The organism is Acidovorax sp. Root217 (genome assembly GCF_001428645.1).
Lineage (GTDB): Bacteria > Pseudomonadota > Gammaproteobacteria > Burkholderiales > Burkholderiaceae_C > Acidovorax.
Genome location: NZ_LMIH01000012.1, coordinates 994,859 through 1,019,489, shown reverse-complemented (window position 1 = coordinate 1,019,489; position 24,631 = coordinate 994,859). Strand labels below are relative to the sequence as shown.

The 24,631-nt window shown below is 67.3% G+C and carries 17 protein-coding genes and 1 pseudogene; 11 read left to right on the top strand and 7 right to left on the bottom strand.

Annotated elements, in window-relative coordinates:
* Positions 1-7 precede the first annotated feature (7 nt).
* The 4 genes from dnaG (at position 8) to ASE31_RS14660 (ending at position 7,532) form a co-directional block, all read left to right on the top strand.
* On the top strand, positions 8-2,086 hold the full coding sequence (dnaG, locus tag ASE31_RS14675; protein ID WP_057202415.1) for a DNA primase: 2,079 nt from the start codon (positions 8-10) through the stop codon (positions 2,084-2,086).
* 248 nt (positions 2,087-2,334) lie between these two features.
* Positions 2,335-4,707, top strand: a complete 2,373-nt coding sequence (gene rpoD, locus ASE31_RS14670; RefSeq protein ID WP_057202584.1) for an RNA polymerase sigma factor RpoD — start codon at positions 2,335-2,337, stop codon at positions 4,705-4,707.
* Between the two features lie 203 nt (positions 4,708-4,910).
* Positions 4,911-5,927 carry a tripartite tricarboxylate transporter substrate binding protein gene (locus tag ASE31_RS14665; protein ID WP_157412477.1) on the top strand — a complete coding sequence of 339 codons (1,017 nt, stop codon included), beginning with the start codon at positions 4,911-4,913 and terminating at the stop codon, positions 5,925-5,927.
* Between the two features lie 63 nt (positions 5,928-5,990).
* Positions 5,991-7,532, top strand: coding sequence for a methyl-accepting chemotaxis protein (locus tag ASE31_RS14660; RefSeq protein ID WP_057202413.1), 1,542 nt, complete (start codon positions 5,991-5,993; stop codon positions 7,530-7,532).
* On the opposite strand, the gene ASE31_RS14655 is transcribed toward ASE31_RS14660, so the two are convergent.
* A complete protein-coding gene (locus ASE31_RS14655) occupies positions 7,533-8,459 on the bottom strand; it encodes a LysR family transcriptional regulator (RefSeq protein WP_057202410.1) in 927 nt (308 codons plus the stop codon).
* A gap of 128 nt (positions 8,460-8,587) precedes the next feature.
* On the opposite strand from ASE31_RS14655, the gene ASE31_RS14650 reads away from it, so the two are divergent.
* Together ASE31_RS14650 and ASE31_RS14645 are read left to right on the top strand one after the other, a co-directional pair.
* Positions 8,588-9,754 carry a mandelate racemase/muconate lactonizing enzyme family protein gene (locus ASE31_RS14650; protein ID WP_057202408.1) on the top strand — a complete coding sequence of 389 codons (1,167 nt, stop codon included), beginning with the start codon at positions 8,588-8,590 and terminating at the stop codon, positions 9,752-9,754.
* A 37-nt stretch (positions 9,755-9,791) separates the two neighbouring features.
* A pseudogene (locus ASE31_RS14645) lies at positions 9,792-10,729 on the top strand (tripartite tricarboxylate transporter substrate-binding protein).
* Between the two features lie 223 nt (positions 10,730-10,952).
* On the opposite strand, the gene ASE31_RS14640 reads toward ASE31_RS14645, so the two are convergent.
* The gene (locus ASE31_RS14640) at positions 10,953-11,282 is read right to left on the bottom strand and encodes an Mpo1-like protein (protein WP_057202406.1); all 330 of its coding nucleotides are present in this window, start codon (positions 11,280-11,282) and stop codon (positions 10,953-10,955) included.
* 220 nt (positions 11,283-11,502) lie between these two features.
* Between ASE31_RS14640 and ASE31_RS14635 the strand changes: the two genes are divergently transcribed.
* Complete coding sequence (locus ASE31_RS14635; protein ID WP_057202582.1) at positions 11,503-12,681, top strand: DUF418 domain-containing protein; 1,179 nt, start codon at positions 11,503-11,505, stop codon at positions 12,679-12,681.
* Between the two features lie 21 nt (positions 12,682-12,702).
* Here the strand turns inward: ASE31_RS14635 and ASE31_RS14630 are convergent, their stop codons facing one another.
* The 5 genes from ASE31_RS14630 to ASE31_RS14610 form a co-directional block, all read right to left on the bottom strand.
* Positions 12,703-14,451 (bottom strand): GDYXXLXY domain-containing protein, encoded by a 1,749-nt coding sequence (locus tag ASE31_RS14630; RefSeq protein WP_235514454.1) that lies wholly within the window; start codon positions 14,449-14,451, stop codon positions 12,703-12,705.
* On the bottom strand, positions 14,448-15,437 hold the full coding sequence (locus ASE31_RS14625) for a DUF2157 domain-containing protein (protein WP_057202404.1): 990 nt from the start codon (positions 15,435-15,437) through the stop codon (positions 14,448-14,450). The genes ASE31_RS14630 and ASE31_RS14625 overlap by 4 nt, the downstream gene beginning before the upstream one ends.
* Before the next feature lie 16 nt (positions 15,438-15,453).
* Entirely contained in the window at positions 15,454-16,266 is an 813-nt protein-coding gene (locus tag ASE31_RS14620) for an alpha/beta fold hydrolase (RefSeq protein WP_057202402.1), read from the bottom strand.
* Between the two features lie 66 nt (positions 16,267-16,332).
* Complete coding sequence (locus ASE31_RS14615; RefSeq protein ID WP_057202400.1) at positions 16,333-17,817, bottom strand: DUF4303 domain-containing protein; 1,485 nt, start codon at positions 17,815-17,817, stop codon at positions 16,333-16,335.
* Between the two features lie 8 nt (positions 17,818-17,825).
* On the bottom strand, positions 17,826-19,133 hold the full coding sequence (locus ASE31_RS14610) for an O-acetylhomoserine aminocarboxypropyltransferase (protein ID WP_057202398.1): 1,308 nt from the start codon (positions 19,131-19,133) through the stop codon (positions 17,826-17,828).
* Positions 19,134-19,231: 98 nt separating this feature from the next.
* On the opposite strand from ASE31_RS14610, the gene ASE31_RS14605 reads away from it, so the two are divergent.
* The 4 genes from ASE31_RS14605 to ASE31_RS14590 are packed head-to-tail and all read left to right on the top strand — an operon-like array spanning position 19,232 to position 24,464.
* Positions 19,232-19,681: a CBS domain-containing protein gene (locus ASE31_RS14605; RefSeq protein ID WP_057202397.1), complete on the top strand. Its 450-nt coding sequence runs from the start codon at positions 19,232-19,234 to the stop codon at positions 19,679-19,681.
* A gap of 51 nt (positions 19,682-19,732) precedes the next feature.
* Positions 19,733-21,535, top strand: a complete 1,803-nt coding sequence (locus ASE31_RS14600) for a diguanylate cyclase (protein WP_082604147.1) — start codon at positions 19,733-19,735, stop codon at positions 21,533-21,535.
* A 38-nt stretch (positions 21,536-21,573) separates the two neighbouring features.
* Complete coding sequence (gene aroC / locus ASE31_RS14595) at positions 21,574-22,671, top strand: chorismate synthase (RefSeq protein ID WP_057202393.1); 1,098 nt, start codon at positions 21,574-21,576, stop codon at positions 22,669-22,671.
* On the top strand, positions 22,668-24,464 hold the full coding sequence (locus ASE31_RS14590; protein ID WP_057202391.1) for a bifunctional UDP-sugar hydrolase/5'-nucleotidase: 1,797 nt from the start codon (positions 22,668-22,670) through the stop codon (positions 24,462-24,464). Before aroC ends, ASE31_RS14590 begins: the two co-directional genes overlap by 4 nt.
* Positions 24,465-24,631 lie beyond the last annotated feature (167 nt).

Below are 24,631 nucleotides of genomic sequence, written 5' to 3'. Positions count from 1 at the left end.
TGCAGCGGTGTCCATCCCCCAGTCATTCATCCAGGAACTGCTAGCCCGCACCGACGTGGTCGAGATTGTGGGCCGCTACGTCCAGTTGAAGAAAGGCGGGGCCAATTTCATGGGCCTGTGCCCCTTCCACGGGGAGAAGTCGCCGTCCTTCAGCGTCAGCCCCTCCAAGCAGTTCTACCACTGCTTTGGCTGCGGCAAGAACGGCAATGCCATCGGCTTTCTCATGGACCATGCGGGCATGGGCTTTGTCGAGGCGGTGCAGGACCTGGCCCAGCAGGTGGGCCTGCAGGTGCCCGACGACGATATCTCCCAGCAGGAAAAGGAGCGCGCCGCCGCCGCCCGCCAGAAGCAGGCCACGCTGACCGACGTGCTGGAAAAGGCCGGCGACGCCTACCGCCGCCAGTTGCGCGAGTCGCAGCGCGCCATTGCCTACTTCAAGGGCCGGGGCGTGTCGGGCGCGGTGGCCAAGCGCTACGGCCTGGGCTATGCACCCGAGGGCTGGCGCAGCCTGGCCAGCGTGTTCCCGCAGTACGACGACCCGCTGCTGGAGGAAAGCGGCCTGGTCATCGTGGGCGAGGACGGGCAGGACAAGCGCTATGACCGCTTTCGCGACCGGGTGATGTTCCCCATCCGCAACGTCAAGGGCGAGTGCATCGGCTTTGGTGGGCGCGTGCTGGGCGACGACAAGCCAAAATACCTCAATTCGCCTGAAACCCCGGTGTTCCACAAGGGGCGCGAGCTCTATGGCCTGTTCGAGGCACGCACCGCCATCCGCGAGCACGGCTACGCCCTGGTCACCGAGGGTTACATGGACGTGGTGGCCCTGGCGCAGCTGGGTTTTCCGAACGCCGTGGCCACGCTGGGCACGGCCTGCACGCCCGAGCATGTGCAAAAGCTGCTGCGCTTCACCGAATCGGTGGTGTTCAGCTTCGACGGCGACAACGCCGGCCGCCGCGCCGCGCGCAAGGCGCTCGACGGCGCCCTGCCCCACGCCACGGACACGCGCAACATCAAGTTTCTGTTTCTGCCGGCCGAGCACGACCCCGACAGCTTCATCCGCGCCAACGGCACCGACGCCTTTGCCAAGCACGTGAGCGAGGCCGTGCCGCTGAGCCGCTTCCTGGTCGAGTCGGCCAGCGATGGCTGCGACCTGACCACGGCCGAGGGCCGCGCCCACATGGCCAGCAACGCCCGCCCGCTGTGGACGGCGCTGCCCGACGGCGTGCTCAAGCGCCAGTTGCTGGGCGAACTGGCCGAACTGACGCAGTTGAACGCGCGCGACCTGTCCGAGCTGTGGAACCCCGGCGGCGCCCGCGCTCCCGCCCCGGCGCCAGCCCCCCAGCAGCGCCCGGCACGCACGCAGGAAGCCGCCAACCCCTATGCCGATGAGCCGCCCTGGGGCGGCGCCCCGCCCGACCTCGACGGCTGGCACCCCCCGCATGAGCCCGATTACGTGGGAGGCGGGTACCAGGGCCCGAGCGACGGCGGCCATGGCGGCTACAGCGGTGGTGGAAATGGCGCAACCGGCAATGGCAAGCCCCCCTTTCGCAAGGGCGGCGGCAGCGACTGGGTCAACACCGGTGGCAAGTGGAAGAAAAAGGACAAGGACTCCCCCTGGGGGCCCCAGCCGCGCCTGCCGCGCACACCCGCCATGGGCCGGGCAGACCACGCCGCGCGCCTGCTGCTGTCGCACATGGGCTTTCTGGAAGAACTCACACACGACGACCATGCCGCCCTGTGCGCACAGCCCTCGCCCCACGGGCCGCTGTTCACTTGGCTGGAGGGCCAGTTCCACGAGCACGGTCCCCAGGCCTGGGAGGTGCTGCGCGAGGGCCTGCGCGAGCACGAATGCGAAGACCTGGCGATGAAGGTGATGACCGGCGCCCACGCCCAGACCAAGGGCGAGTCGCAGGAACTCCGGCTGGAACTGCGCGATCTACTGAACCGGATGCTCATCGAGGACATCAAGGAACAGCAGAAAGTGCTGATCCTTCAGGCAGCGCAGGACGCGTCGGCCCTGGAGCGCTACCGTGTGCTGGAGCAAAAACGCCTGGTTTTGTTGAACGCAACCGTCAAGGTGGCTTGAAATTGCGTCAAATGGTATAATGTAGGGTTAGGCAAGAGCGACAGCAGCACCTCCGAGCCGGGCCACCGTGACAAACGCGCACAACCGCCCACCCATCGCAAGGACTGCACACCAAATGTTCGCCCAGACATCTTGCCCCTGAGGGATACCCCTCAAGCTGCAAAAGCATCGCTTTTGCAGTGCCACCCGCGCCGGGATCTGTGGCGCTTGCGTTTTCTTTGTGTCCGTTTTTGATTCTGAGGTTGTTCATGCCCGCTCAAAAGTCCGCGAAGCCATCCAAGTCAGCCCCAGTGACCGCCGCGAAGGCCGTCTCAAAAACCGCGGCCAAGGTGCCGGCCAAGGCAACTGCCTCCAAAACAGTTGCCGCGCCCGCCCCGGTCGCCAAGAAAGTGAAAACTGTGCCCTTGAACAAGTCTGCCGAGAAGACGGAAGCCCCCGAAGAACTCAAGAAAGCCCGTGCCAAGGCTGCCGTCGACGCAGACGGTGAAGAGGCCCCCAAGAAGCGCCCTGGCCGCCCCGCCAAGGTCGCAGGTGCCGCCACGGACGAGGCCAAGGTGCCGGCCAAACGCGGCCGCAAGCCCAAGGCCGCTGCCGGTGGTGCCGCGGAAAGCAGCGACGATGCCGACCTGTCGGACATCGAATCCGACCTGGAAGGTGAAGTCGAGGTCGAGGCCGAAGCCACGCCCACGGCCGAGAAGGTCAAGCCGCTGCGCATGAAGATCAGCAAGGCCAAGGAACGCGCCCTGATGAAGGAATTCGGCCTGGACGAAACCGTCCTGACCGAAGAAGACCTGGCCAAGCGCCGCTCGCGCCTGAAAACCCTGATCAAGCTGGGCAAGACGCGCGGCTACCTCACGCACGTCGAAATCTCCGACCACTTGCCCGACAAGCTGGTCGATGCCGAAACGCTCGAAGCCGTCATCACCACGCTGAACGACCTGGGCGTTGCCGTGTACGAGCAGACGCCCGATGCCGAGGCGCTGATCATCACCGACAACGCCCCCGCAGGCGCCAGTGAAGAAGAAGCCGAAGAAGCCGCCGAAGCCGCCCTGTCCACCGTGGACAGCGAATTCGGCCGCACCACCGACCCCGTGCGCATGTACATGCGCGAAATGGGCACGGTGGAGCTGCTCACCCGCGAAGGCGAAATCGAGATCGCCAAGCGCATCGAAGGCGGTCTGATGGCCATGATGGAGGCGATCAGCGCATCGCCCGCCACCATCGCCGAGATCCTCAACATGGGTGAGGAGATCCGCGAAGGCAAGGTCGTCATCTCCACCATCGTGGACGGCTTCTCCAACCCCAACGAGGCCGACGACTATGTGGCCGAAGAAGACTTCGACGAATTCGACGAAGCCGACGACGACGATGGCAAGGGCGGCTCCAAGGCGCTGACCAAGAAGCTCGAAGAACTCAAGAAGCAGGCGCTGGAGCGCTTCGACAAGCTCCGCGACCTGTTCGAGAAGGTCCACAAGATCTACGACAAGGAAGGCTACGGCACGCCAGCGTACGTGAAGGCGCAGCACGCCCTGTCGGAAGAGCTGATGACCATCCGCTTCACCGCCAAGACCATCGAGAAGCTGTGCGACATGGTGCGCGGCCAGGTGGACGACGTGCGCAAGAAGGAGCGCGAGCTGCGCCGCATCATCGTGGACAAGTGCGGCATGCCGCAAGAGACCTTCATCAAGGACTTCCCGGCCAACCTGCTGAACCTGAAGTGGGTGGAAAAGCAGGCCGCCGCCGGCAAGCCCTGGAGCACGGTGATGGCGCGCAACATCCCGCCCATCCAGGAACTGCAGCAAAAGCTGACGGACCTGCAATCGCGCGTGGTCGTGCCGCTGACCGAGCTCAAGGACATCAACAAGCGCATGAACGAGGGTGAAGCCACCTCGCGCGATGCCAAGAAGGAAATGATCGAGGCCAACCTGCGCCTCGTGATCTCCATCGCCAAGAAGTACACGAACCGCGGCCTGCAGTTCCTGGACCTGATCCAGGAGGGCAACATCGGCCTGATGAAGGCCGTGGACAAGTTCGAATACCGCCGCGGCTACAAGTTCTCGACCTACGCCACGTGGTGGATCCGCCAGGCCATCACGCGCTCGATCGCCGACCAGGCGCGCACCATCCGTATCCCGGTGCACATGATCGAGACGATCAACAAGATGAACCGCATCAGCCGCCAGCATCTGCAGGAGTTCGGCTTCGAGCCCGATGCGTCCATCCTGGCGGCGAAGATGGAGATCCCGGAAGAGAAGATCCGCAAGATCATGAAGATCGCCAAGGAGCCGATCTCGATGGAAACCCCCATCGGCGACGACGACGACAGCCACCTGGGCGACTTCATCGAGGACGGTGCCAACACCGCTCCCATCGATGCTGCCATGCAGGCCGGCCTGCGCGACGTGGTCAAGGACATCCTGGACGGCCTCACGCCACGCGAAGCCAAGGTGCTGCGCATGCGCTTCGGCATCGAGATGTCCACCGACCACACGCTGGAAGAAGTGGGCAAGCAGTTCGACGTAACGCGCGAACGCATCCGCCAGATAGAAGCCAAGGCGCTGCGCAAGCTGAAGCACCCCAGCCGCTCGGACAAGCTGCGCAGCTTCATCGATTCGCTGTAATCGGCCTGCCAGTGAAAGCCCCTGTCGGGGGTTTTCCGGTCCTGACGCCCTGCCCCGCATCTGCGGCGCAGGGCGTTTTTCATGGTGGCGTGGCGGCCACAGATGTCATCCGCTCCAGCGTATACCCTGATACTCTGGACAGCTGAATGACAGTTTCAGCGCACACCATTGCAGATGGATACATTCGCTTACCAAGGGAACCCATGACCGCCCACACCCCCCTGAACACACGGCGCCGGCAGGTGCTGATCCGCGCGGCTGCGCTTGCCGCGCTGGCAGCACCCTTTGGCAGCACGGTGCTGGCCCAGGCCCGCCCCCCGGCCAAGGTCGCCAAGCTGGCGGGCACGCTGCGCATCGTGATCCCCGCCAATGCCGGCGGTGGCTGGGACCAGACCGGCCGTGCGCTGGGCGCTGCCCTGGTGGGGGCCGGTGCCGTGGACCAGGTGGAGTACGAGAACGTCGGCGGCAAGGGCGGCACCATCGGCCTGGCCCGCTACGCCGAAAAATACGCCAACGACCCCAACACCCTGCTCATGGGCGGCATGGTGATGGTGGGCGCCGTGGCGCTGCAAAAGCCGGCGGTGGACCTCACGCAGATCCAGCCCATTGCGCGCCTGACCAGCGACTACCTGGTGGCCGCCGTGCCCGCATCGTCCCCGATCCGCACGGCCAAGGACCTGGTCGCCGCCATGAAGGCCGACCTGCCCGCCCTGCCGGTGGCTGGCGGCTCTGCAGGCGGGGTGGACCACATCTATGCGGGCGTGCTGGCCCGTGCCGCCAAGGCCAGCCCCGAGGCACTGGTCTACCGCCCGTTTGCGGGCGGCAATGAGGTGGTGGATGCCTTGGTCACCGGCAAGGCCGCCCTGGGCCTGTCGGGCTACAGTGAGTTCAGCGAAGCGATTGCCGCCGGCAAGCTGCGCGCCATCGGCGTATCGGCCCGGCGCAGCGTGTTCGGCCTGCCCGCGTTCCGCGAGCAGGGGATCGATGCTGTCATGGCCAACTGGCGCGGCGTGTTCACGGGCAAGGGGGTCTCTGCCGCCCGCCTGGCCGAGATGGTGACTGCCGTGGAAGCCGCCACCGTGCATGAATCGTGGGTGCGCACCCTGAAAACCAACAAGTGGGATGCATCCTGGCTCACCGGCAAGGACCTGACCGAGTTCATGGAACTGGACCTGACCACCGCGCGTGTGATGGTCTACCTGCTCAAGCTCAAAGCCTGACCCTCCCTTCGCGAGGCTCTTGCATCGCACCGCCTACCCGCTGCCGACACCTAGGACCTCCTGATGAAAATGTCCCGCTACTCCATCGGCACGCGCATGGCCGGTGCATTGGGCCTGGTGCTGGCGCTGATGATCGGCGCAGCGCTGTTCGGCATTGCCGCGCTGTACAGCACGCTGGGTACCTACGACAGCACGGTGCAGCAGCGCGTGGCCCAGGAGCGCGCCGTGACGCGCATGGAGAGCGAGTTCAAGACCCAGGTGATGGAGTGGAAGAACACGCTGCTGCGCGGCGAGGATTCGCGCAAGCGTGAACTGCACTGGAACGCCTTCCAAGCCAGCGAAAAACGCGTGGCCGACGACGCCAAGGCCCTGGCACCGCAGCTGGTGGACAGCAGCGAGCGCGCTGCGCTGCAGAAGTTCTTCGATGCCCATACGCAGATGGCCCAGGGCTACCGCAAGGGCTTCGAAGCCTTCCAGTCGCTCGGCTTCGTGGCCTCGGCCGGCGATGCCGATGTGGCCGACATCGACCAGGGCCCTGCCAAGCTGCTGGGCGAACTGAGCCGCCAGGTGGCCGACAGCAGCGCTGCCATTGCGCAGCAGGCCGCGCAGGATGCGCGCCGCGCCTTGGTCAGCAGCCTGGTGGCGCTGGCGCTGGTGAGCGCACTGGGGGTGTTTGCCGGCTGGGTGCTCACGCGCTCGGTGGTGGGCCCGCTGCGCGTGGCCGTGTCCCTGGCCAACAAGGTGGCCGCAGGCGACCTGACGACCACCATAGTCACAGAAGGCAATGACGAACCCGCGCGCCTGCTGCAGGCCCTGGCCGCCATGCAGGAAAACCTGGAGCGCGTGGTTTCTGGCGTTCGTACCAATGCCGAAGGCGTGGCCAGCGCCAGCGCCGAGATCGCGCAGGGCAACACCGACCTGAGCATGCGCACCGAAGACCAGGCCTCGTCGCTGGACGAAACCTCCTCCTCCATGCAGCAGTTGCAGCAGACCGTGCAGAACAACGCGGCGAACGCCCAGCGGGCGAACGAACTGGCCAAGAGCGGCGCCTCGGTCGCCGAGCGCGGCGGCCAGGTGGTGGGCCAGATGGTCGAGGTGGTGCAGGGCATCCAGGAAAGCTCGCGCAAGATCGCCGACATCATCGGCGTCATCGACGGCATCGCCTTCCAGACCAACATCCTTGCGCTCAACGCCGCCGTGGAAGCCGCACGCGCGGGCGAACAGGGCCGCGGCTTTGCCGTGGTGGCCAGCGAGGTGCGCAGCCTGGCCACGCGCAGTGCCAGCGCCGCGCGCGAGATCAAGGCACTGATCCAGACCAGCGTGGAGCGCGTGGAAGCGGGCTCCAGCCTGGCACGCAATGCCGGCAGCACCATGGGCGAGGTGGTCCAGTCCATCCGCGGCGTGAGCACGCTGATGGAAGAGATCAGCCAGGCCAGCGCCGAGCAGACCAACGACATGCTGCGCGTGACCCAGGCCATCGTGCGCATGGACGACGCCACGCAGCAGAACGCCGCGCTGGTGGAGCAAAGCGCCGCCGCCGCCGGCAGCCTGAGCGGCCAGGCGCATCAGTTGGTGGAGGCCGTGGCGGTGTTCCGGCTGCGCTGATCAAGACGTGGCAGGTGAGGGGCCAGCAGCCTCGCGCGCTACCGCATCCCACAGCGCCTCGGCGGCGCGCCCCATCTGCACGTGGGAGCGGTACACCCGGATCTCCAGCTCGATGCTCCACTGCGGCGAGGCCGCAGCGCAGGCCAGCCGCCCCGCCGACAGATCGTCGCCCACCAGACTCTGGGGCAACCAGGCAATGCCCCGGCCCTCGAGTGCCATCGTGCGCAGCACGGAAGCCAGGTGGGCCGTGAAAACCGTCTGCGTCGAGAGCTTTCCGAGCGCACCGTCGATGGTCTTGTGCAGGATATTGCCAAGCCCAGATTCCGCACTGTAGGCCAGCAAGGGCGCAACCGCACCGGAGCGCTCCAGGCCATAGAGGGCGGCACCGTCCGGCCCTACGGCACATACTGGCCGCAAGACATCGGTACCGACGCAGACCGATGGATAGGCCTGCGCGTGCAACAGGCCGGGGGCCTGCGCATGGGCATGGCACAGCACGAACTGCACCTTGCTCTGGGCCAGCAACGCCTCGCAGCGGTGCAGCATGTCGGACTCCAGCTGCAGGGTCCCCGCAATGGTGTGCGCTCCGTAGCTGCGCAGCCACCCCGGCATGAAGGTCAGCGACAACGCATGGGTCGCGGCAAAGCGCAGGCTCTTCGAATTCGCCTCGGCCACCGCACGCGCTGCGCCGGGCAGGCGCGCCACCTCGGCGAGCAGCTCGGGCGCAACGCCCTGAAACCACTGCCCCGCCTCCGTGAGCCTGACCGGCTGCGTGCTGCGGTCGAACAGCTCCACCCCCAGCCACTCCTCCAAGGCACGCACGCGGCGACCGAAGGCAGGCTGCGTCATGTGTCGATCTTCTGCGGCGCGGGAAAAATTTCCGACGGCGGCAAGGACCAGGAAATCCTCCAGCCAGGAGATGTTCATAACAAGCCCGCTGTGCTCTGAAAGCACTGAAGAGAAGAAAAACGGCATTGGTCAAACACCGCGCGGTTGCGGATCATACCCATCCCGTCACCCGTTGTGACACCCCGTTTCGACACCCGGAGCACCGCATGAAAATCGTTGAGATCAGAGAGAAGACCATCCCCATCAGTTCGCCCATCCGCAACGCCTACATCGACTTCAGCAAGATGACGCTGAGCCTGGTGGCGGTAGTCACCGACGTGATCCGCGATGGCAAGCCAGTGGTGGGCTACGGCTTCAACTCCAACGGCCGCTATGGCCAGGGCAAGCTCATGCGCGAGCGCTTCATCCCCCGCGTGCTCGAAGCCAACCCCGAATCACTGATCGACGACAGCGGCAAGAACCTAGACCCGCACAAGATCTGGAACGCCATGTTCACCAACGAGAAGCCGGGCGGCCACGGCGAGCGCTCCGTGGCCATCGGCACAATCGACATGGCTGTGTGGGACGCGGTGGCCAAGATCGAAGGCAAGCCGCTGTTCCAGCTGTTGGCCGACCGCTATGGCAACGGTACACCCAATCGCAAGATCTTCGTCTATGCCGCTGGCGGCTACTACTACCCCGGCCAGGACCACGGCAAGCTCAAAGACGAAATGAAGAGCTACATCGACCGCGGCTACACCGTGGTCAAGAAGAAGATCGGCGGCGCTTCGCTCGACGAAGACCTGCGCCGCATCGACTCCATCATGGAAGTGCTGCAGGACGGCCAGAAGCTGTGCGTGGATGCCAATGGCCGCTTCGACCTGGACACCGCCATCCAGTACGCCAAGGCGCTCTCGCAATACGACCTGTTCTGGTACGAGGAACCCGGTGACCCACTCGATTTCGAGTTGCAGGCAGCCTTGCGCAACTACTACAAGAACCCCATGGCCACGGGCGAAGACCTGTTCTCCATGCAGGACGCGCGCAACCTGATCCGCTATGGCGGCATGCGCCCTGACCGCGACTGGCTGCAGTTCGACTGCGCACTGAGCTACGGCCTGGTGGAGTACCTGCGCACGCTGGACATGCTCAAGGAACACGGCTGGTCCGCAAGCCGCTGCATCCCGCACGGCGGGCACCAGATGTCGCTGAACATCGCGGCCGGCCTGGGCCTGGGCGGCAACGAGTCCTACCCGGACCTGTTCCAGCCCTTCGGCGGCTTCCCGGACGGTGTGCAGGTGATAGACGGCCACGTCACGCTGCCCGAGCTGCCCGGCATCGGCTTCGAAGGCAAGGCCGACCTGTACGCGCAGATGCAGGCACTGTCGGCCTGATCACCCCCTCAAAAACAGAACCTGAAGGAGACAAGCCATGGGCATTTTGAAGCAAGGGGCTGCAGCCGCAGCCATCGGACTGGTTGCGATCAGCATCAGCACAACCGCACGGGCGGAATTTCCGGACAAGCCAATTACTTTGGTCGTCCCCTTTTCCGCTGGCGGCCCCAGCGACAAAATTGCCCGTGATCTGGCAGAGGCCCTGCGCAAGCCTTTGGCCCAGACCGTGATCGTCGACAACACGGCAGGTGCTGGAGGCACCATCGGTGCGGCGCGCGTCGCACGTGCGTCACCGGATGGCTATACCCTGCTGGTGCACCACATCGGCATCTCCACCGCACCAGCGCTCTACAAGAAGCTGCCCTACAAGACGCTGGAAGACTTCGAGTACCTCGGACTCATCAACGAAGCGCCTTCGACCCTGATCGGCAAGCCAGGCCTGGCGGCCAGCAACTTTGCGGACCTTCGCAAATGGATCAGCGCCAATGACGGAAAGGTCAACCTCGCGAATGCGGGCGTGGGCTCGGCATCCCACCTGTGCGGACTGGTGCTGCAGGCCACCCTGCAATCGAAGATGGTCTTCGTTCCCTACAAGGGAACGGCGCCTGCCATGACCGACCTGATGGGTGGACAGGTGGACCTGATGTGCGAGCAGGCCACCAACGCCGTGCCCCAGATCGAAGCGAAGAAGGTCAAGGTCTTTGGCGTCACCAGCAAGCAGCGCATGGCGTTGCCAGCGCTTGCCCAGGTGCCCACGCTGGCCGAAGCAGGCCTGGCCGGCTTCGAGATGTCGGTGTGGCATGCGTGTACGCCCCCAAGGGCACGCCACCGGCCGTGCTGGCCAGGCTGAATGCCGCCATCCGCGCAGCGCTCAAGGACCCCGAACTCATCCAGCGCGAGGAGGCACTCGGTGTGCGCATCGTGACCGACGCGCGCCTGGAGCCTGCGGAGCACAAGAAATACGTAGAGGGCTAAATGATCCGCTGGGCCAGGATCATCAAGGACTCCGGGGAAACTGCGGACTGACGACCGAAGACGGCCTGCGGATCGAATCGGCCGAGGACACCACGGGCTGCCAGGCCTTGCGGCGACTCATACGGATTTGCATTCAATCGTATGACTAGGCGGGAAGCCGCAGACAGTGCTGTAGCACGGCAAGGCGGACCAACGAAGTTAGAGGGTTGAAGGCAAATCCGTATCAGAACGGCACCCGGCCCAGCCAGATGTCCCGGTACATCGCCCAGTCGCCCATGAAGCTGTACAGCGGCCGCTTGAAGCTGGCCGGCTTGTTCTTCTCGAAGCCGAAGTGCCCCACCCACGCAAAGCCATAGCCGCACAGCAGGCCGACCAGCAAGAAGGACGGCTGCCGCGTGGCCACAGCCCAGGCCACGCACAGGAGGGACAGGGTCGAGCCCACGAAATGCAGCCGCCGGCAGGTGCGGTTGCTGTGCTCGGTCAGGTAGAACGGGTAAAACTCCGCAAAGCTCTTGAAAGCACGCGGGTCGGTGGGGGTCGCGCTGATGTCCATGGTGCCTGTCTCCGGTGGGTATTGTTGGTTGTTCCTGCTTTATACGCCCACGCATGCAGGGGTGGGAGTGCCGTATTTGACAGCGCGCCATGGGGATCTTCCAATAGGCCGCTTCGCCGATCCACGATTGCATCCCCTGCCCTCCTCCTCCAGCCCAATACCCCAGGACGACGACACATCCTGTGGCACCCGAGAAAGCGGCCCCGGCCGCCAACATGCCATTGACGCGCTGCGCGGCTTCGCGCTGCTGGGCATCCTGGTCGTCAATGCGGGCAGCTTTGCCTCGACCTACTTTGGCCTCGGCGTGGCCGACCCCGCGTTCTCGCGGCCCGTGGACCACGCCGTGCGCTGGTTCATCAGCCTGGTCTTCGAGACCAAGTTCTACCTCTTGTTCTCGCTGCTGTTCGGCTACAGCTTTGCCTTGCAGATGGACTCGGCCCAGCGCTCAGGCAGCGCCTTCGTGCCCCGCTTCCTGCGGCGCCTGGCGGGGCTTTTGCTGCTGGGGGTGGCCCATGCCTGGCTGCTGTTTTCGGGCGACATCCTGGTGACCTATGCGCTGCTGGGTTGGTTGCTGCTGGCGCTGTGCAAGTTGCGGCCGGGTACTGCGGTGGTGATGGCCGTGGCGCTGCTGGCGCTGGTGTCCGCGGGCTGGGGACTGCTCGCCTGGCTGATGTCGCTGGCGCCGCCGATGGACTGGCCGCTGGCCGAGATCCACGCCAAGGCACAGCCGGCTGCACAGGCCTACCGTTCCGGGGCTATCGAGGCCATTGCCCAGCGCGGGCGCGACATGGCCGATGGCGTCTGGTTCGTGCTGGTGTTCGTGCAGGGGCCCTGTGCGCTGGCCATGTTCCTGCTGGGGTTGGCAGCCCATCGCTCGGGCTACCTGGCCACCATTGCGCTGCAGCCGGCACGCCTGCGCCGCTGGGTGCTGTGCTGCCTGCCGGTGGGCGGCCTGGGTGCCTGGGTCTATGCCACAGCGCAGAACAGCACCATCCGCCAACCCGATCATGTGTCGGCCGCCACGCTCGCGCTGGACCTGGCGACAGCGCCCTTCCTCACCTTCAGCTATGTCGCGGCACTGCTCTGGGCCCTGCAGAGCGGAGCTGCAGGCCGCCGACTGGGCGCCTGGCTGGAACCTGCGGGCCGCATGGCGCTGTCCAACTACCTGCTGCAATCCCTGGTGGGGGCGCTGGTGTTCACCGCCTACGGCTTGGCGCTGGTAGGGCGGGTCTCACCGCTGGCGGTGTTGCTGGGCTGTATAGCGCTGTATGCAACCCAACTCGCGCTGGGCCGCCGCTGGATGGCGCTGCACGCCTACGGGCCGGCGGAGTGGCTGCTGCGTGCCTTCACGCTCCTGCGCCGGCCCGCATGGCGGCGTGCGGCACCGCCGGCCGAGTGACCGGCCGGTGCTGTTGCGGCATCACCGGCCGATGGGCACGAGCTGATCGTCCGCCATGCCCACCAGCAAGGCCTTGCCGTCCGGCTGCACACGGAATTCGCCAAAGCGCGCCTGCTCCCAGCGGCTGGCATCGCCTTCGGCGAAGTACCAGCCGTCCGTCACAAGCGTCCAGTCGCCGTTCTTGGGCGTGAGCTGGATGCGGAACTCGCCGGGGGCGATGGGCGCATCGTACTTTTCGACGCGCTCCCAGGCCACCACGCCGCGTGCATCGAGCCGGCCCACGGCATAGGGCCGGCTGCCCAGCAGGCCTTCCACGCCCGCGTCGCGCCGGTCGAAATCGACCATGGGTGGCAGGGTGAACCGCAGGCGCATGTAGTCGCCCTGCATCAGCGAGCGCGGGTCCACCGGGGCCAGGGGCACGTAGACCTTCTGGCCGTTGGCAATCGTGTTTTCCTTGTCGGCGATGCCGATGTTGGCCACGGCCACGGTGGCCACCGCACTCAGCGCCAGCAGCCAGGGGCCCATGCGGTGGGCCCAGTGGCGGGAGGCATGGCCAGTTTCACCGGCCATCGCAGCGGCGCGTGGCGTGCGCAACGCACTCCAGGCCAACACACCCAGCAGCGCACCGCAGCCCACGAGCACCATGGCCTTGGTGGTCAGGGGCCAGGCCAGCAGGTAGTAGAAACCACCCATGATCCAGGTGCAGGCCAGGGCGGCCGCAGTGGCCTGGCCCCAGCGGCGGGTGGTGCCGGCGATGGCCAGGGCCAGTAGGGCGCTGCCGAGCAAGGGCGAGAACCAGCACAGCAGGGCCAGCACCAACGCCACCACGGCAGCGCGGGGCTGGCGCAGCACCGGCCAGGCGCGCTGCGCGATGGCGGCGGCAACCAGCGCCAGCAGCACGCTGGCCGCCTGCACCAGCCATTGCAGCGCAAAGGCGCGCGGCCCGACCTCCCGGCCGACCTCGCGCACCAGCTCACCGCCGATGCCGGCACCGAACGCACCGCCCACCAGGAAGGTCTGGCCCGACAGGCCGCAGATGCCCCACAGCAGCACCAGCAGCCAGCCGCAGGCCAGGGGCTCCAGCAGCGCTGCCAGCCAGTTGCCGGCACTACCGCGGCCCAGCGCATGGCGCTGCCACAGCAGCAGCCCCACCCACACCGCGAGCACGCCATGCACCATGCTCCAGGGCACCAGCGGCGACAAGGCCCAGCGGCCATCGGAGCCGGGCCAGATGAGGACAGCAAACAGCGCCGCCGCGCCCGCCCCCAGCAGCACACGCAGCCAGGGCAAGGCCACCAGCGCGGACACGCCCAGCGCCACCACCAGCATGAAGGCGGCCGCCGGCTGCAGGCCCATGTCGCGCCCGAAGGCAAAGCCCAGCAGGCCCGCGCCCGTCAGCAATGCCGGAAACGCCAGTTGCTCCAGGAAGATCGGCAGGTCCTTGCTGCGCAGGGCGGCCGTGGCACCGGCAAGCACCACGGCGCCGATGACGTAGGCACCCGCGTCCCGCACGATCCATTCGCCGAAGAACAGGCCGAACATGGCCAGCAGCGGCAGCGCGGCCAGCCAGGCGCCCAGCGCCGTGAGCAGCACCACGGGCCAGGGGCGTGCCGTGCCGCCGGCACGGTGTGCGTCTGCCGCCGAAGCGCCGGGCGGCAGGATGCCCTGCTCCACGGCGGCCTGCACGATGGCTTCAAGCGCGTTGGGCTTGGGCGCAGGCGCGGCAGCGCTTGCAGACAGATTCACGGGATCGATGGGAGCGCCGCTCATGCCGCTTCTCCCTGTCCCTGCTGCGATGCAGCGCGCCGCGCCAGGCGCATCACCAGATTCACGGTGGCCGCCAGCAACCCCGCGGCCACCAGGCCGATGAGCAGCAGCGAGCCCACGAAATCACCGAAGCGGGAGCCCGAGAACATGGCGCGCGCCAGCCCCGTCACCAGCAGGATGTTGAGCCCCAGCGCCGCACCGCTGAGCAGGAAGATGTCGAAATGCGTGCGCATACCTACCAGCGCGGCAGCGGCCGCCAGCAGCACCAGGCCCAGGCCGTAGTGGCCCGCCACGGGCGAGTGGAACAGGCCGCCCAGCGCGGTGAGCGTGATCAGCATCAGCGCCAGCGTGCCCGCCGTGCGCAACGCCCAGACGCCCGCGCCGGTGAAGCGCTGCGCCTGCGGCAGCATGGCCGCTGCCACTGCCAGCGCGGCGCCCAGGGAGACCAGGTGCACCGTCATGTCCGCAGGCGACACGCGCCAGCTGTGGCCCGTGTGCGCCTGCGCCCACAGCGAAATGCCCACCATGGCCACCAGGGTCCAGGGCACCCACACCACATCGCTGCGCACGGCCAGCGCCAGGGGCAATGTGAGCACGGCCCACACGGCAAACAGCTGCCAGGGGTCGGCCCCGGTCTGGTAGGTCTGCCCGAAGTAGGCGAACAGCGCGCCCGTGCCCAGCAGCGCCAGCATGGCCAGCGGCGCACGCGCACCGGCCCGGAACGCAGCGCCTGCGCACATGGCCAGCACGAAGCCCTGCAGCAGCGCAAAGCGCATGAAGCGGCCCAGGCTCTCCCAGTTGGCAGCGATCCACATCACCAGCCCCAGACCGCCGAGCGCCGCCGCGATGACCGCGACGGTGCGCCACAGCGTGGTGTGCAGGGCGGCGGGCGGGCGGTCGAACCCCGCCAGCCCGAGCAGGCGCGTGGCGGCCGGTCGGTCCAGCGTGTGCTGGCGGGCCAGCTCGAACAAGGCGGTGCGCAGGGTCATGGGAGGGGCCTTTGGCTCAGGACAAGGAAATAAAGTCGCGGATCGCCATCAGCGTACCGTCGGGCGCCTCGCTCATCTGGTTGTGGCCCACGGGCAGGCTGGTGGTGTGCACCACCTTGCCCGCAGCGCGTGCAGCGGCCACCAGGCCCTGCGCGGCCTTGGGCGCAGTCATCTGGTCCTGCGCGCCCAGCGCGAACAGTACCGGGCACCGCACGGCGGCAATCGCCTGCTCGCCATTGGCATAGCTGTCGCAGGCCACGAAGCCGCGGTGGAACACGTTGACCGCAGTGTTACTGCGCAGCACCTTGCGGCCCAGCGCCATGCCGGCGTTGTAGACCCAGAAGCCCGCGCCCGAAGGCGGCGCCAGCGTGCTGCGCGAGAACACGTTGACCATGCGCAGCGCCTTCTCGGGCTCGTTGAGCGCCGCATCGATCAGCGCGGGCGAGACCTTCATCGGGTAGGCCGTACCCACCAGCACCAGGTGGCTCAAGCGCTCGCCCAGCCGGGCCGCGGCCTCCAGCGCGATCAGCGAGCCGAAGCTGTGTCCCACCAGAGCCGCGCGCTGCACGCCTGCGGCATCGAGCAGCGCGGCAATGAAGTCCGCCCCCGCCTCCACGCTGGCCGGGGCTTCGCCCCCGCTGCGGCAATGGCCGGGCAGGTCCACCGCCAGCACGTTCCAGCCGTGGTTGGCCAGGTAGCGGCTTTGCAGCGCCCACACGCTGTGGTCGTTGAGCACGCCGTGGACCATGACCACGGTGGGCAGTGCGGGGTTGAACGCCTTGCCGCCGGTGTAGCAGTAGGTGGTGTGGCCGTTGACTTGGATCTGCATACGGATGGGTCCTCTTTGTTCGCTTGTCTTTGTTGCGTTGTTGTGGTGTCGGGTGCGACGCTGGCCTCAGCGCGGCGGCACGCCGGCAGCCAGGTCGTCCAGCACCTGGATCCAGCGCTGCGCTGCGTCGCGCACCTTTGCGCTTGCATCGCTGGCGGCCGTGGCCTCGGCCAGCGGGCGCTCGGCGGCCGCCTCGCTGCGCCAGTAGTCCAGGGCCAGCACGGCCAGGTAGCGCACCGTCTCGTCGCCATCGTGCGCCACGGCATGGGCCAGCGCGGGCACGGCGCGTGCACCGGCCTCGGCGCCCAGGGCCCGGTCGCCCAGCGCCATGGCGGCATGCTGGCGCACCACGGTCAGGGGCGAGTGCAGGCCGCGCACGGCTTCATCCACCTCGTGCGGGCGCAGCGTGCAGGTGCCCGAGCCGGGGCGCAGCCATTGCTCCACCAGCGGCAACAGTGCAGGCCGCACGGCGGGCAGGGACTCGATGGGGCGGTAGTCGAGCGGCAGCGGGTCGAGCGCGTGGTTGCGGAACGCGCCGTAGGGCGATGACAGGCCCTGTGCCACGCATTCATCGCTGAGCGTTCCGGCCTGGGCCTGTTCCAGCAGCCAGGCGCTTTCGCCCAGATGTGCCAGCGCACCGGCGCAGATATTGCGCCCGGCCTGGGCCCGGTGGCGCATGCTGGTGCGCGGCACGGCTTTGAGCACCTGCGTATGCAACGCGGCCACAACCTCGGGCGTGGCCGCACCGATCTCGCCCAACAGGCGCGCGGCTTCACATTGCGTCTCGGCACGCGGCAGCAGTTGCAGCAGCGCCGCAATGGCAGCGGTGCCGAAGGCGCGCAGGGCACCCTGCGCCGCTTCGCCGTGGCGCTGGGCCTGCGCGCGCGTCAGTCCCAGCTCGGGAGCAGGCTGGTGCGCCAGGCAAGCCAGGTGGTAGCGCAGGCGCTCGGCATCGGGCAACTCTGCGACGCGCCGGGCCTCGGCCAGGTCGGCCGCATGGCCGGGCAGCAGCCGGGCAAATGCCTCTTCGCCCACACAGCGCTGGGCGATGGCGATGCCCTCATCGCTGTCCTCGTGCAGCAGCACGGCAAAGCCGGGCGTGAGCCGGTCGGCCACGGGCGACGCTTGCAGGGCGGCACGCAACCGGTGGCACACGCTCACCAGCGCATCGGTGCAGCGGCGGTCTGCGGCCTCCCATTGCGCCACGTCGCCGCCCTGGGCCTCGGCCGCCAATGCGGCCTGGGCGGAGGCCATGGCGGGGCTGTCCGAGGACATTTCGGGCCAGCTCCAGTCGGCGGGGTTCCAGCGCAGGCTGTAGAGCGTGCCGCCGTCATCTTCCGGTTCCACCTCGGCCAATGCCGCCTCGCTGCCCATGGATACGGTAGGCAGGTAGATGGGGCCATCGAGTTCGCGGTACATGCCTGCGAGCGCCACGGCGTAGACGTCGCCGCACAGCGGGTGTGCCTGCAACGCGGGCAGCACCAGCGCCAGCGCGTCGTCCAGCAGCGTCTGCTCGAAGGCCTGCCAGTCCATGGCGGGTGCCTGCGCCATCGCCGGGCTCAGGCCGCCTTCTCCGCGGCCTTGAGGGCGCGCTTGAGGTCGTCGATCAGGTCATCGGCATCCTCCAGCCCGATGGACAGGCGGATCGTGCCCTGCGTGATGCCGGCATTCACCAGCGCCTCGTCGCTCATGCGGAAGTGCGTGGTGCTGGCCGGGTGGATCACCAGGCTGCGGCAGTCGCCCACGTTGGCCAGGTGGCTGAAGACCTTGAGCGCCTCGATGAACTTCTTGCCCTGCTCGCGGTTGCCCTTGAGGTCGAAGCTGAACACCGAGCCCGCGCCGCGCGGCAGCAGCTTCTGCGCCAGGGCGTGGCTGGGGTGCGATTCGAGCATGGGGTGGCCCACGCGCGAGACGAAAGGCTGGCTGCCCAGGAACTCGACCACACGCGCCGTGTTGCGCATGTGCCGCTCCATGCGCAGCGGCAGGGTCTCGATGCCCTGCAGGATCAGCCAGGCGGTGTGCGGGCTCATGCAGGCGCCGAAGTCGCGCAGGCCTTCGCGGCGCGCGCGCAGCAAGAAGGCGCCCACCGAGCTTTCCTCGCTGAACACCATGTTGTGGAAACCCTCGTACGGCTCAGTCAGCTCGGCGAACTTGCCCGCCGAGCGCGGGCCGTCCCAGTCGAAGCTGCCGCCGTCGACCACGATGCCGCCCACCACCGTGCCGTGGCCCGAGAGGAACTTGGTGGCCGAGTGGTAGACCAGGTCGGCGCCGAGCTCCAGCGGCTTCATGAGCCAGGGCGAGGTCAGGGTCGAGTCGACCAGCAGCGGCACACCCGCTTCATGGGCAATGGCGCTGATGGTGGGGATGTCCAGCACATCCAGGCCCGGGTTGCCCACCGTCTCGCCGAAGAACAGTTTCGTATTGGGCCGCACGGCCGCGCGCCAGCCGTCGATGTCGCCGGGCTTGACAAAGGTGGTCGCTATGCCAAAGCGCGACAGCGTGTAGTGCAGCAGGTTCTGCGAGCCGCCGTACAGCGCCGTGCTGGCCACGATGTGGCTGCCCGCGCCCATCAAGGTGCAGATGGCCAGGTGCAGCGCGGCCTGGCCGCTGGCGGTGGCGATGGCACCCACGCCGCCTTCCAGGGCCGACACGCGCTGCTCCAGCACCGCATTGGTGGGGTTGCTGATGCGGCTGTACACGTGGCCGGGCCGCTCCAGGTTGAACAGCGAGGCGGCGTGGTCGCTCGATTCGAAGACGAACGAGGTGGTCAGGTGGATCGGTACGGCGCGTGCGCCGGTGGCGGGGTCGGGTGTGGCTCCGGCGTGCAGCGCAAGCGTGTCAAAGCCGGGGTCGGAGTAACCGGGCATCCAATGTCTCCCATGTTGTCGGTGCTGGCAGGCATTGTGGGCTATATTTCATGCGAACAGGCCTGTTGCGCCCCACCGAGCCCCATTGGAGACCGATCATGAAAGTCAGCGATATCCTTCGCGTCAAAGGCAACACCCTTTACACCGTGACCCCCGACGAACCGCTGGCCAATGCCGTGGACATCATGGCCGACCGCGACATCGGCTCGCTGGTGGTGATGGAGCTCGGTGACCTGGTGGGCATGCTCACCTTCCGCGAAGTGATCCAGGCCATCGTCAAGAACGGCGGCAGCGTGGGCACGCTGCAGGTGCGCTCGGCCATGGACGACCATCCGCTGACCTGCACCCTTGAAACCGACATGGACGAGGTGCGCCGCATGATGCTGGACCGCCACGCCCGCTACATGCCGGTGATGGACAAGAAGATGCTCATGGGCGTGATCAGCTTCTACGACGTGGCCAAGGCCGTGGTGGACAGCCAGAACTTCGAGAACAAGATGCTCAAGGCCTACATCCGCGACTGGCCAGAGGAAGAATCGGGCGGCTGAGCGCGGACTGCGCCAACGCCCTCCTGATTGCCGCTGCCCCGGTCCGCTTCCATGCGGTTGTTGCTGCGCCTGTGTACCTGCCTGGCCTGCTGGTTCGTGCTGACGGGCTGGGCTGCGCCGGCGGCGATTGCCTTGTCTGCGGTGGCAGATGCCAGCTCGCTGGGCTTGCGGGCAGAGGTGCTTGAAGACAAAACCCGGGCACTGGGCATTGCCGACGTCCTCGCAGCGCCGGATCTGCCCTGGCGTGCCAACGGCACCGAGGTGCTCAATTTCAGCTTTTCCCACTCGGCGTACTGGGTGCACCTGCGCCTGCACAACGACACGGCCGCACCGCTGACGCGGTTGCTGGAGACGGCGTCGGCACTGCAGGACGTGGTGGACCTGCACGTGGTGCACCGTGGTCAGATCACCGAGACCGTTGCCACGGGCGACCGGCGGCCGTTTGCCAACCGCCCCCTGCCCTACCGGTATCCCGTATTCCCGCTGGCGGTGGCACCCGGCCAGACGCTGGACCTGTACCTGCGGCTCGACACGCACGACGGCCTGTTCGAGGCCATGCCCCTGGTGCTGCGCACCCCCCAGGGATTTCTCAGGCACAGCCAGACCGAGAGCGTGGCCTTTGGCGCCTACTACGGTGCCATCGTGGCGCTGCTGCTGTACAACCTGCTGCTGTTCGCGCTGGTGCGCGACGGGCTGTTTCTGAAGTATGTGCTGTACCTTGCGGCCTACCTTACCTGGAACCTGTGCTTCACCGGCATCGGCTTTCACTACCTGTGGCCTGGCGCACCGGACCTGAACAACCAGATGCTGGCAGTGGCAGTGCCGCTGATCTTCGTGGCGTTGACGGCTTTCTCTGCCAGCTACCTGCAGACACGCGCCCGCGCACCGCGGTTGCACCGAACGATGGTTGGCCTGGTGGTGCTGTGCACCCTGCAGCCCATCACGGGGCTGCTCGACTTTTACGCAGCCACGTTCATCACCATCCTTCCCATCGGGGCGGCCATGCTGGTGGTGCAGATGATTGCGGCAGTGCGCATCGCCGTGGCGGGCTACCGCCCCGCGCGCTTTTATGTGCTGGCCTCTTCGGCACTGGCGTTGGGGGCGTTGGTCACCTTCCTCAAGGTGTTCGACCTGGTGCCATCGAGCCCGCTGGTGGAGTACAGCCTGAACATCGGATCGGCACTCGAATTCATTTTGCTGGCCCTGGCGCTGGCAGACAAGATGAACCAGTTGAAGGCCGAAAAACTGGCGGCAGAGCAGCAGGCCCTGGCCGTGCAGACCGCACTGGCACAAGACCTGGACCGCAAGGTGCACGAGCGCACCCAGGCCCTGGAGCTGGCCAATGCGCAGTTGCAGACGGCCGCCATCACCGATGCGCTGACGGGCATCTACAACCGGCGCTATTTCGACACCCTCCTGCGCCGTGAATTCAACCGGTGCATGCGCCAGCAGGCATCGCTGGCGCTGTGCGTCATCGACATCGACAACTTCAAGAAGTACAACGACCGGTTTGGACACCAGCAAGGCGACGAGGCCCTGAAGGCCGTGGCACAGGCGCTGGCGCAGCGGGTGCAGCGATCTACGGACCACCTGTTTCGCGTGGGGGGTGAGGAATTCGTGGTTCTGATGGCGGGCCAGACGCGTGCCAGCGCCATGGGCCACCTGGAAATCCTGCGCCTGGCCGTCCAGGCCCTGGCCATGCCGCACCCCGACAACCCGGCGCAGGTGGTGACCGTCTCCTGCGGCATGGCCTGGAGCGAGGTCATGCAAGGCGAACCCGATGCCCTGTATGCCCAGGCCGACCAGGCGCTGTACCGCGCCAAGCAGGCCGGGCGCAACCAGTCGGCGCAGTAGCCAGCCACCGTTTGCCCACTCTGGGATAATCGCCGCCCATGAGCGGCAACACCATCGGTACCCTATTCGCTGTCACCAATTTTGGTGAATCCCACGGCCCGGCCATTGGCTGCGTGATCGACGGCTGCCCGCCGGGCATGCCACTGACCGAGGCGGACATCCAGGCCGACCTGGACCGCCGCCGCCCCGGCACCAGCCGCCACGTGACCCAGCGCAACGAGCCCGATGCGGTGGAGATCCTCTCGGGCGTGTACGAGGGCAAGACCACCGGCACCCCCATCGCGCTGCTGATCCGCAACACCGACCAGCGCAGCAAGGACTACAGCAATATCTCCGAGAGCTTTCGCCCGGGCCATGCCGACTACACCTACTGGCACAAGTACGGCATCCGCGACCCGCGCGGCGGCGGCCGCTCGTCGGCACGCCTGACGGCCCCCACCGTGGCCGCCGGTGCCGTGGCCAAGAAATGGCTGGCCGAGCAGTACGGCACGCAGTTTCGCGCCTGCATGACACAGTTGGGCGAGCTGCCCATCCCCTTCGAGAGCTGGGACCATGTGCGCCAGAACCCCTTCTTCGCCCCGGTGGCCGACGTGCAGCAGTACGAGGACTACATGGACGCGCTGCGCAAGGCCGGTGACTCATGCGGCGCGCGCATCCGCATCTCGGCCAGCGGCGTGCCCGTGGGCCTGGGCGAGCCGCTGTACGACAAGCTCGACGCCGACATCGCCCACGCCATGATGGGCCTGAACGCCGTCAAGGGCGTGGAGATCGGCGCCGGCTTCGAGAGCGTGGCCCACCGCGGCACCATGCACGGTGACTCGATGACGCCCCAGGGCTTTCGCACCAACCACGCCGGCGGCGTGCTCGGCGGCATCAGCACCGGGCAGGACCTGGAGGTGTTGATCGCGATCAAGCCGACCAGCTCCATCATCAGCCCGCGCGAGTCCATCGACATCCACGGCCAGCCCACCGAGGTCATCACCAAGGGCCGCCACGACCCCTGCGTGGGCATCCGCGCCGCGCCGATTGCCGAGGCGCTGCTGGCGCTGGTGGTGATGGAGCACGCCCTGCGCAACCGCGCCCAGTGTGCGGACGTGGTGCGCGAGGTGGCACCGATCCAGGCGTCGTTCCTTTGAACGCCTACGCACAAAGCGCCGCGCGCCGCCGGCCTCTGGCGTTCGCCGCGTCTGCCCTGGCTGCAGCTGCCCTGCTGGCAGGCTGCGCATCCCCACCCGCGCCACCCACCCACATCGACATCGGCCTCATCGCCTTCAACGACCTGCACGGCAACCTGGAGCCACCGCGCATGGCGCTGCAGGTGGCCGCGCCCGATGGCAGCGGACAGGCGCGCGTGCCTGCAGGCGGCGCGGCCTACATGGCCAGCGCCATCGCGCACCTGAAGACCCTGCACAAACACCATGCGGTGGTGGCGGCCGGCGACATGGTGGGCGCATCGCCCCTGGTGTCGGCGCTTTTCCTCGACGAACCGACCATCGAAGCCGTCAACCGCATGGGCATCGATTTCAACGCCGTGGGCAACCACGAGTTCGACAAGGGCTGGCGCGAGCTGCTGCGCCTGAAAAACGGCGGCTGCGAGAAGCACACGGTGCGCGAGTCCTGCCAGCTCAACCCCACCTTCCCAGGCACCAACTTCGGCCTGCTGGCAGCGAACACCTCGCACGACGACGGCCGCCCGCTGCTGCCGCCCACCGGCATCAAGCGCTTTACCGAGGGCGGCGTCACGGTCAGCGTGGGCTTCATCGGCCTGACCCTGCGCGGAACGCCCGCGATGGTGGCGCCCGCCGGCGTGGCCGGCCTGCGCTTTGCCGACGAGGCCGACACCGTCAACGCCCTGATCCCCGGCCTGCGCGCCCAGGGCGCCGATGTGATCGTGGTCATGGTGCACGAGGGCGGCGAGACCGAGGCGGCGCTGGGCGAGACCAGCTGCAAGGGCCTGAGCGGCGACATCCTGCCCATCCTGGAGCGGCTCGACCCTGCGGTGGACGTGGTGGTCTCGGGCCACACGCACCGCTCCTACCTGTGCGACTACGGCACCGTGAACCCCGCCCACCCGCTGCTGCTGACCAGCGCCGGCCAGTACGGCACGCATGTCACCGACATCAGCCTGCGCGTGAACACCGCCACCCGCCGCGTGGTGCGCAAGAGCGCACGCCAGGTCATCGTGCAGGGCGAGGGCTTCACCAGCGGGTCTACCACCTTCGCCGTGGACACACGCTTCCCCGTCTTCGCGCGCGATGAGGGCGTGTACGCCATCGTGGAGCGCTACCGCGCCGCCGCCGAGCCTCAGGCCCAGCGCCCCGCAGGGCGCCTCACCGGCCCTGTCTCGCGCGAGCCTGCTGCGTCGCTCGAAACCTCCATGGGCAACCTGATCGCCGACGCACAGTTGCTTGCGGCCCAGGACCCGGGCCTGAATGCCCAGATCTCCTTCATGAACCCCGGCGGTGTGCGCGGCGTTCTGGTGCCTGGTGCGGATGGCCAGGTGCGCTATGGCCAGATGTTCACGGCACAGCCGTTTGGCAACAGCCTGATGGTGCAGTCGTTCACGGGTGCACAGGTGAAAGCCATCCTTGAGCAGCAGTTCGCCAGCGGCACCAACACCGCGCAGAGCCCTCGGGTGCTGTCGGTCTCCAAGGGCTTCACCTACCGCTATGACCTGCGTTTGCCTGCGGGTCAGCGGGTGAGTGGGGTGTTGCTCAATGGGCAGCCGCTGCGCTCCGATGCTGTTTACCGGGTGGTGGTGAGCAGCTTCCTGGCTACGGGTGGGGATAACTTCACTGTCTTCACGCAAGGCGTGGATGGGTTGGGGGCGGGGCAGGATCTGGATGCGTTGGAGGCTTACTTCACTGCTTCTGGAGGGGCTGTGGTGCCGCCGGCTACGGATCGGATTGTTCGGGTGGATTTGCCCTGATTTTTCTGTTGTCGGCTTGGGGCTTGTTCGAGCCGCGTGCTTGCATTGACGGCGGAGGCCGGGGTATGCGCCCGGCGGCGCACCTACTGTTCTTTTGCTTCGCCAAAAGAAAGTAGGCAAAGAAAAGGCGACCCCGCTGCCCGTGTCCCCCTCGCACTGCGTACGAG

Coding starts and splice junctions, on each gene's coding strand:
- ASE31_RS14660 (WP_057202413.1), top strand. CDS start 5,991: ATGAAAATGTCCCGCTACTCCATCGGCACGCGCATGGCCGGTGCATTG.
- ASE31_RS14605 (WP_057202397.1), top strand. CDS start 19,232: ATGAAAGTCAGCGATATCCTTCGCGTCAAAGGCAACACCCTTTACACC.
- ASE31_RS14610 (WP_057202398.1), bottom strand. CDS start 19,133: ATGCCCGGTTACTCCGACCCCGGCTTTGACACGCTTGCGCTGCACGCC.
- ASE31_RS14650 (WP_057202408.1), top strand. CDS start 8,588: ATGAAAATCGTTGAGATCAGAGAGAAGACCATCCCCATCAGTTCGCCC.
- ASE31_RS14600 (WP_082604147.1), top strand. CDS start 19,733: ATGCGGTTGTTGCTGCGCCTGTGTACCTGCCTGGCCTGCTGGTTCGTG.
- rpoD (WP_057202584.1), top strand. CDS start 2,335: ATGCCCGCTCAAAAGTCCGCGAAGCCATCCAAGTCAGCCCCAGTGACC.
- ASE31_RS14630 (WP_235514454.1), bottom strand. CDS start 14,451: ATGAGCGGCGCTCCCATCGATCCCGTGAATCTGTCTGCAAGCGCTGCC.
- ASE31_RS14640 (WP_057202406.1), bottom strand. CDS start 11,282: ATGGACATCAGCGCGACCCCCACCGACCCGCGTGCTTTCAAGAGCTTT.
- aroC (WP_057202393.1), top strand. CDS start 21,574: ATGAGCGGCAACACCATCGGTACCCTATTCGCTGTCACCAATTTTGGT.
- ASE31_RS14655 (WP_057202410.1), bottom strand. CDS start 8,459: ATGAACATCTCCTGGCTGGAGGATTTCCTGGTCCTTGCCGCCGTCGGA.
- ASE31_RS14620 (WP_057202402.1), bottom strand. CDS start 16,266: ATGCAGATCCAAGTCAACGGCCACACCACCTACTGCTACACCGGCGGC.
- ASE31_RS14665 (WP_157412477.1), top strand. CDS start 4,911: ATGACCGCCCACACCCCCCTGAACACACGGCGCCGGCAGGTGCTGATC.
- ASE31_RS14625 (WP_057202404.1), bottom strand. CDS start 15,437: ATGACCCTGCGCACCGCCTTGTTCGAGCTGGCCCGCCAGCACACGCTG.
- ASE31_RS14615 (WP_057202400.1), bottom strand. CDS start 17,817: ATGGCGCAGGCACCCGCCATGGACTGGCAGGCCTTCGAGCAGACGCTG.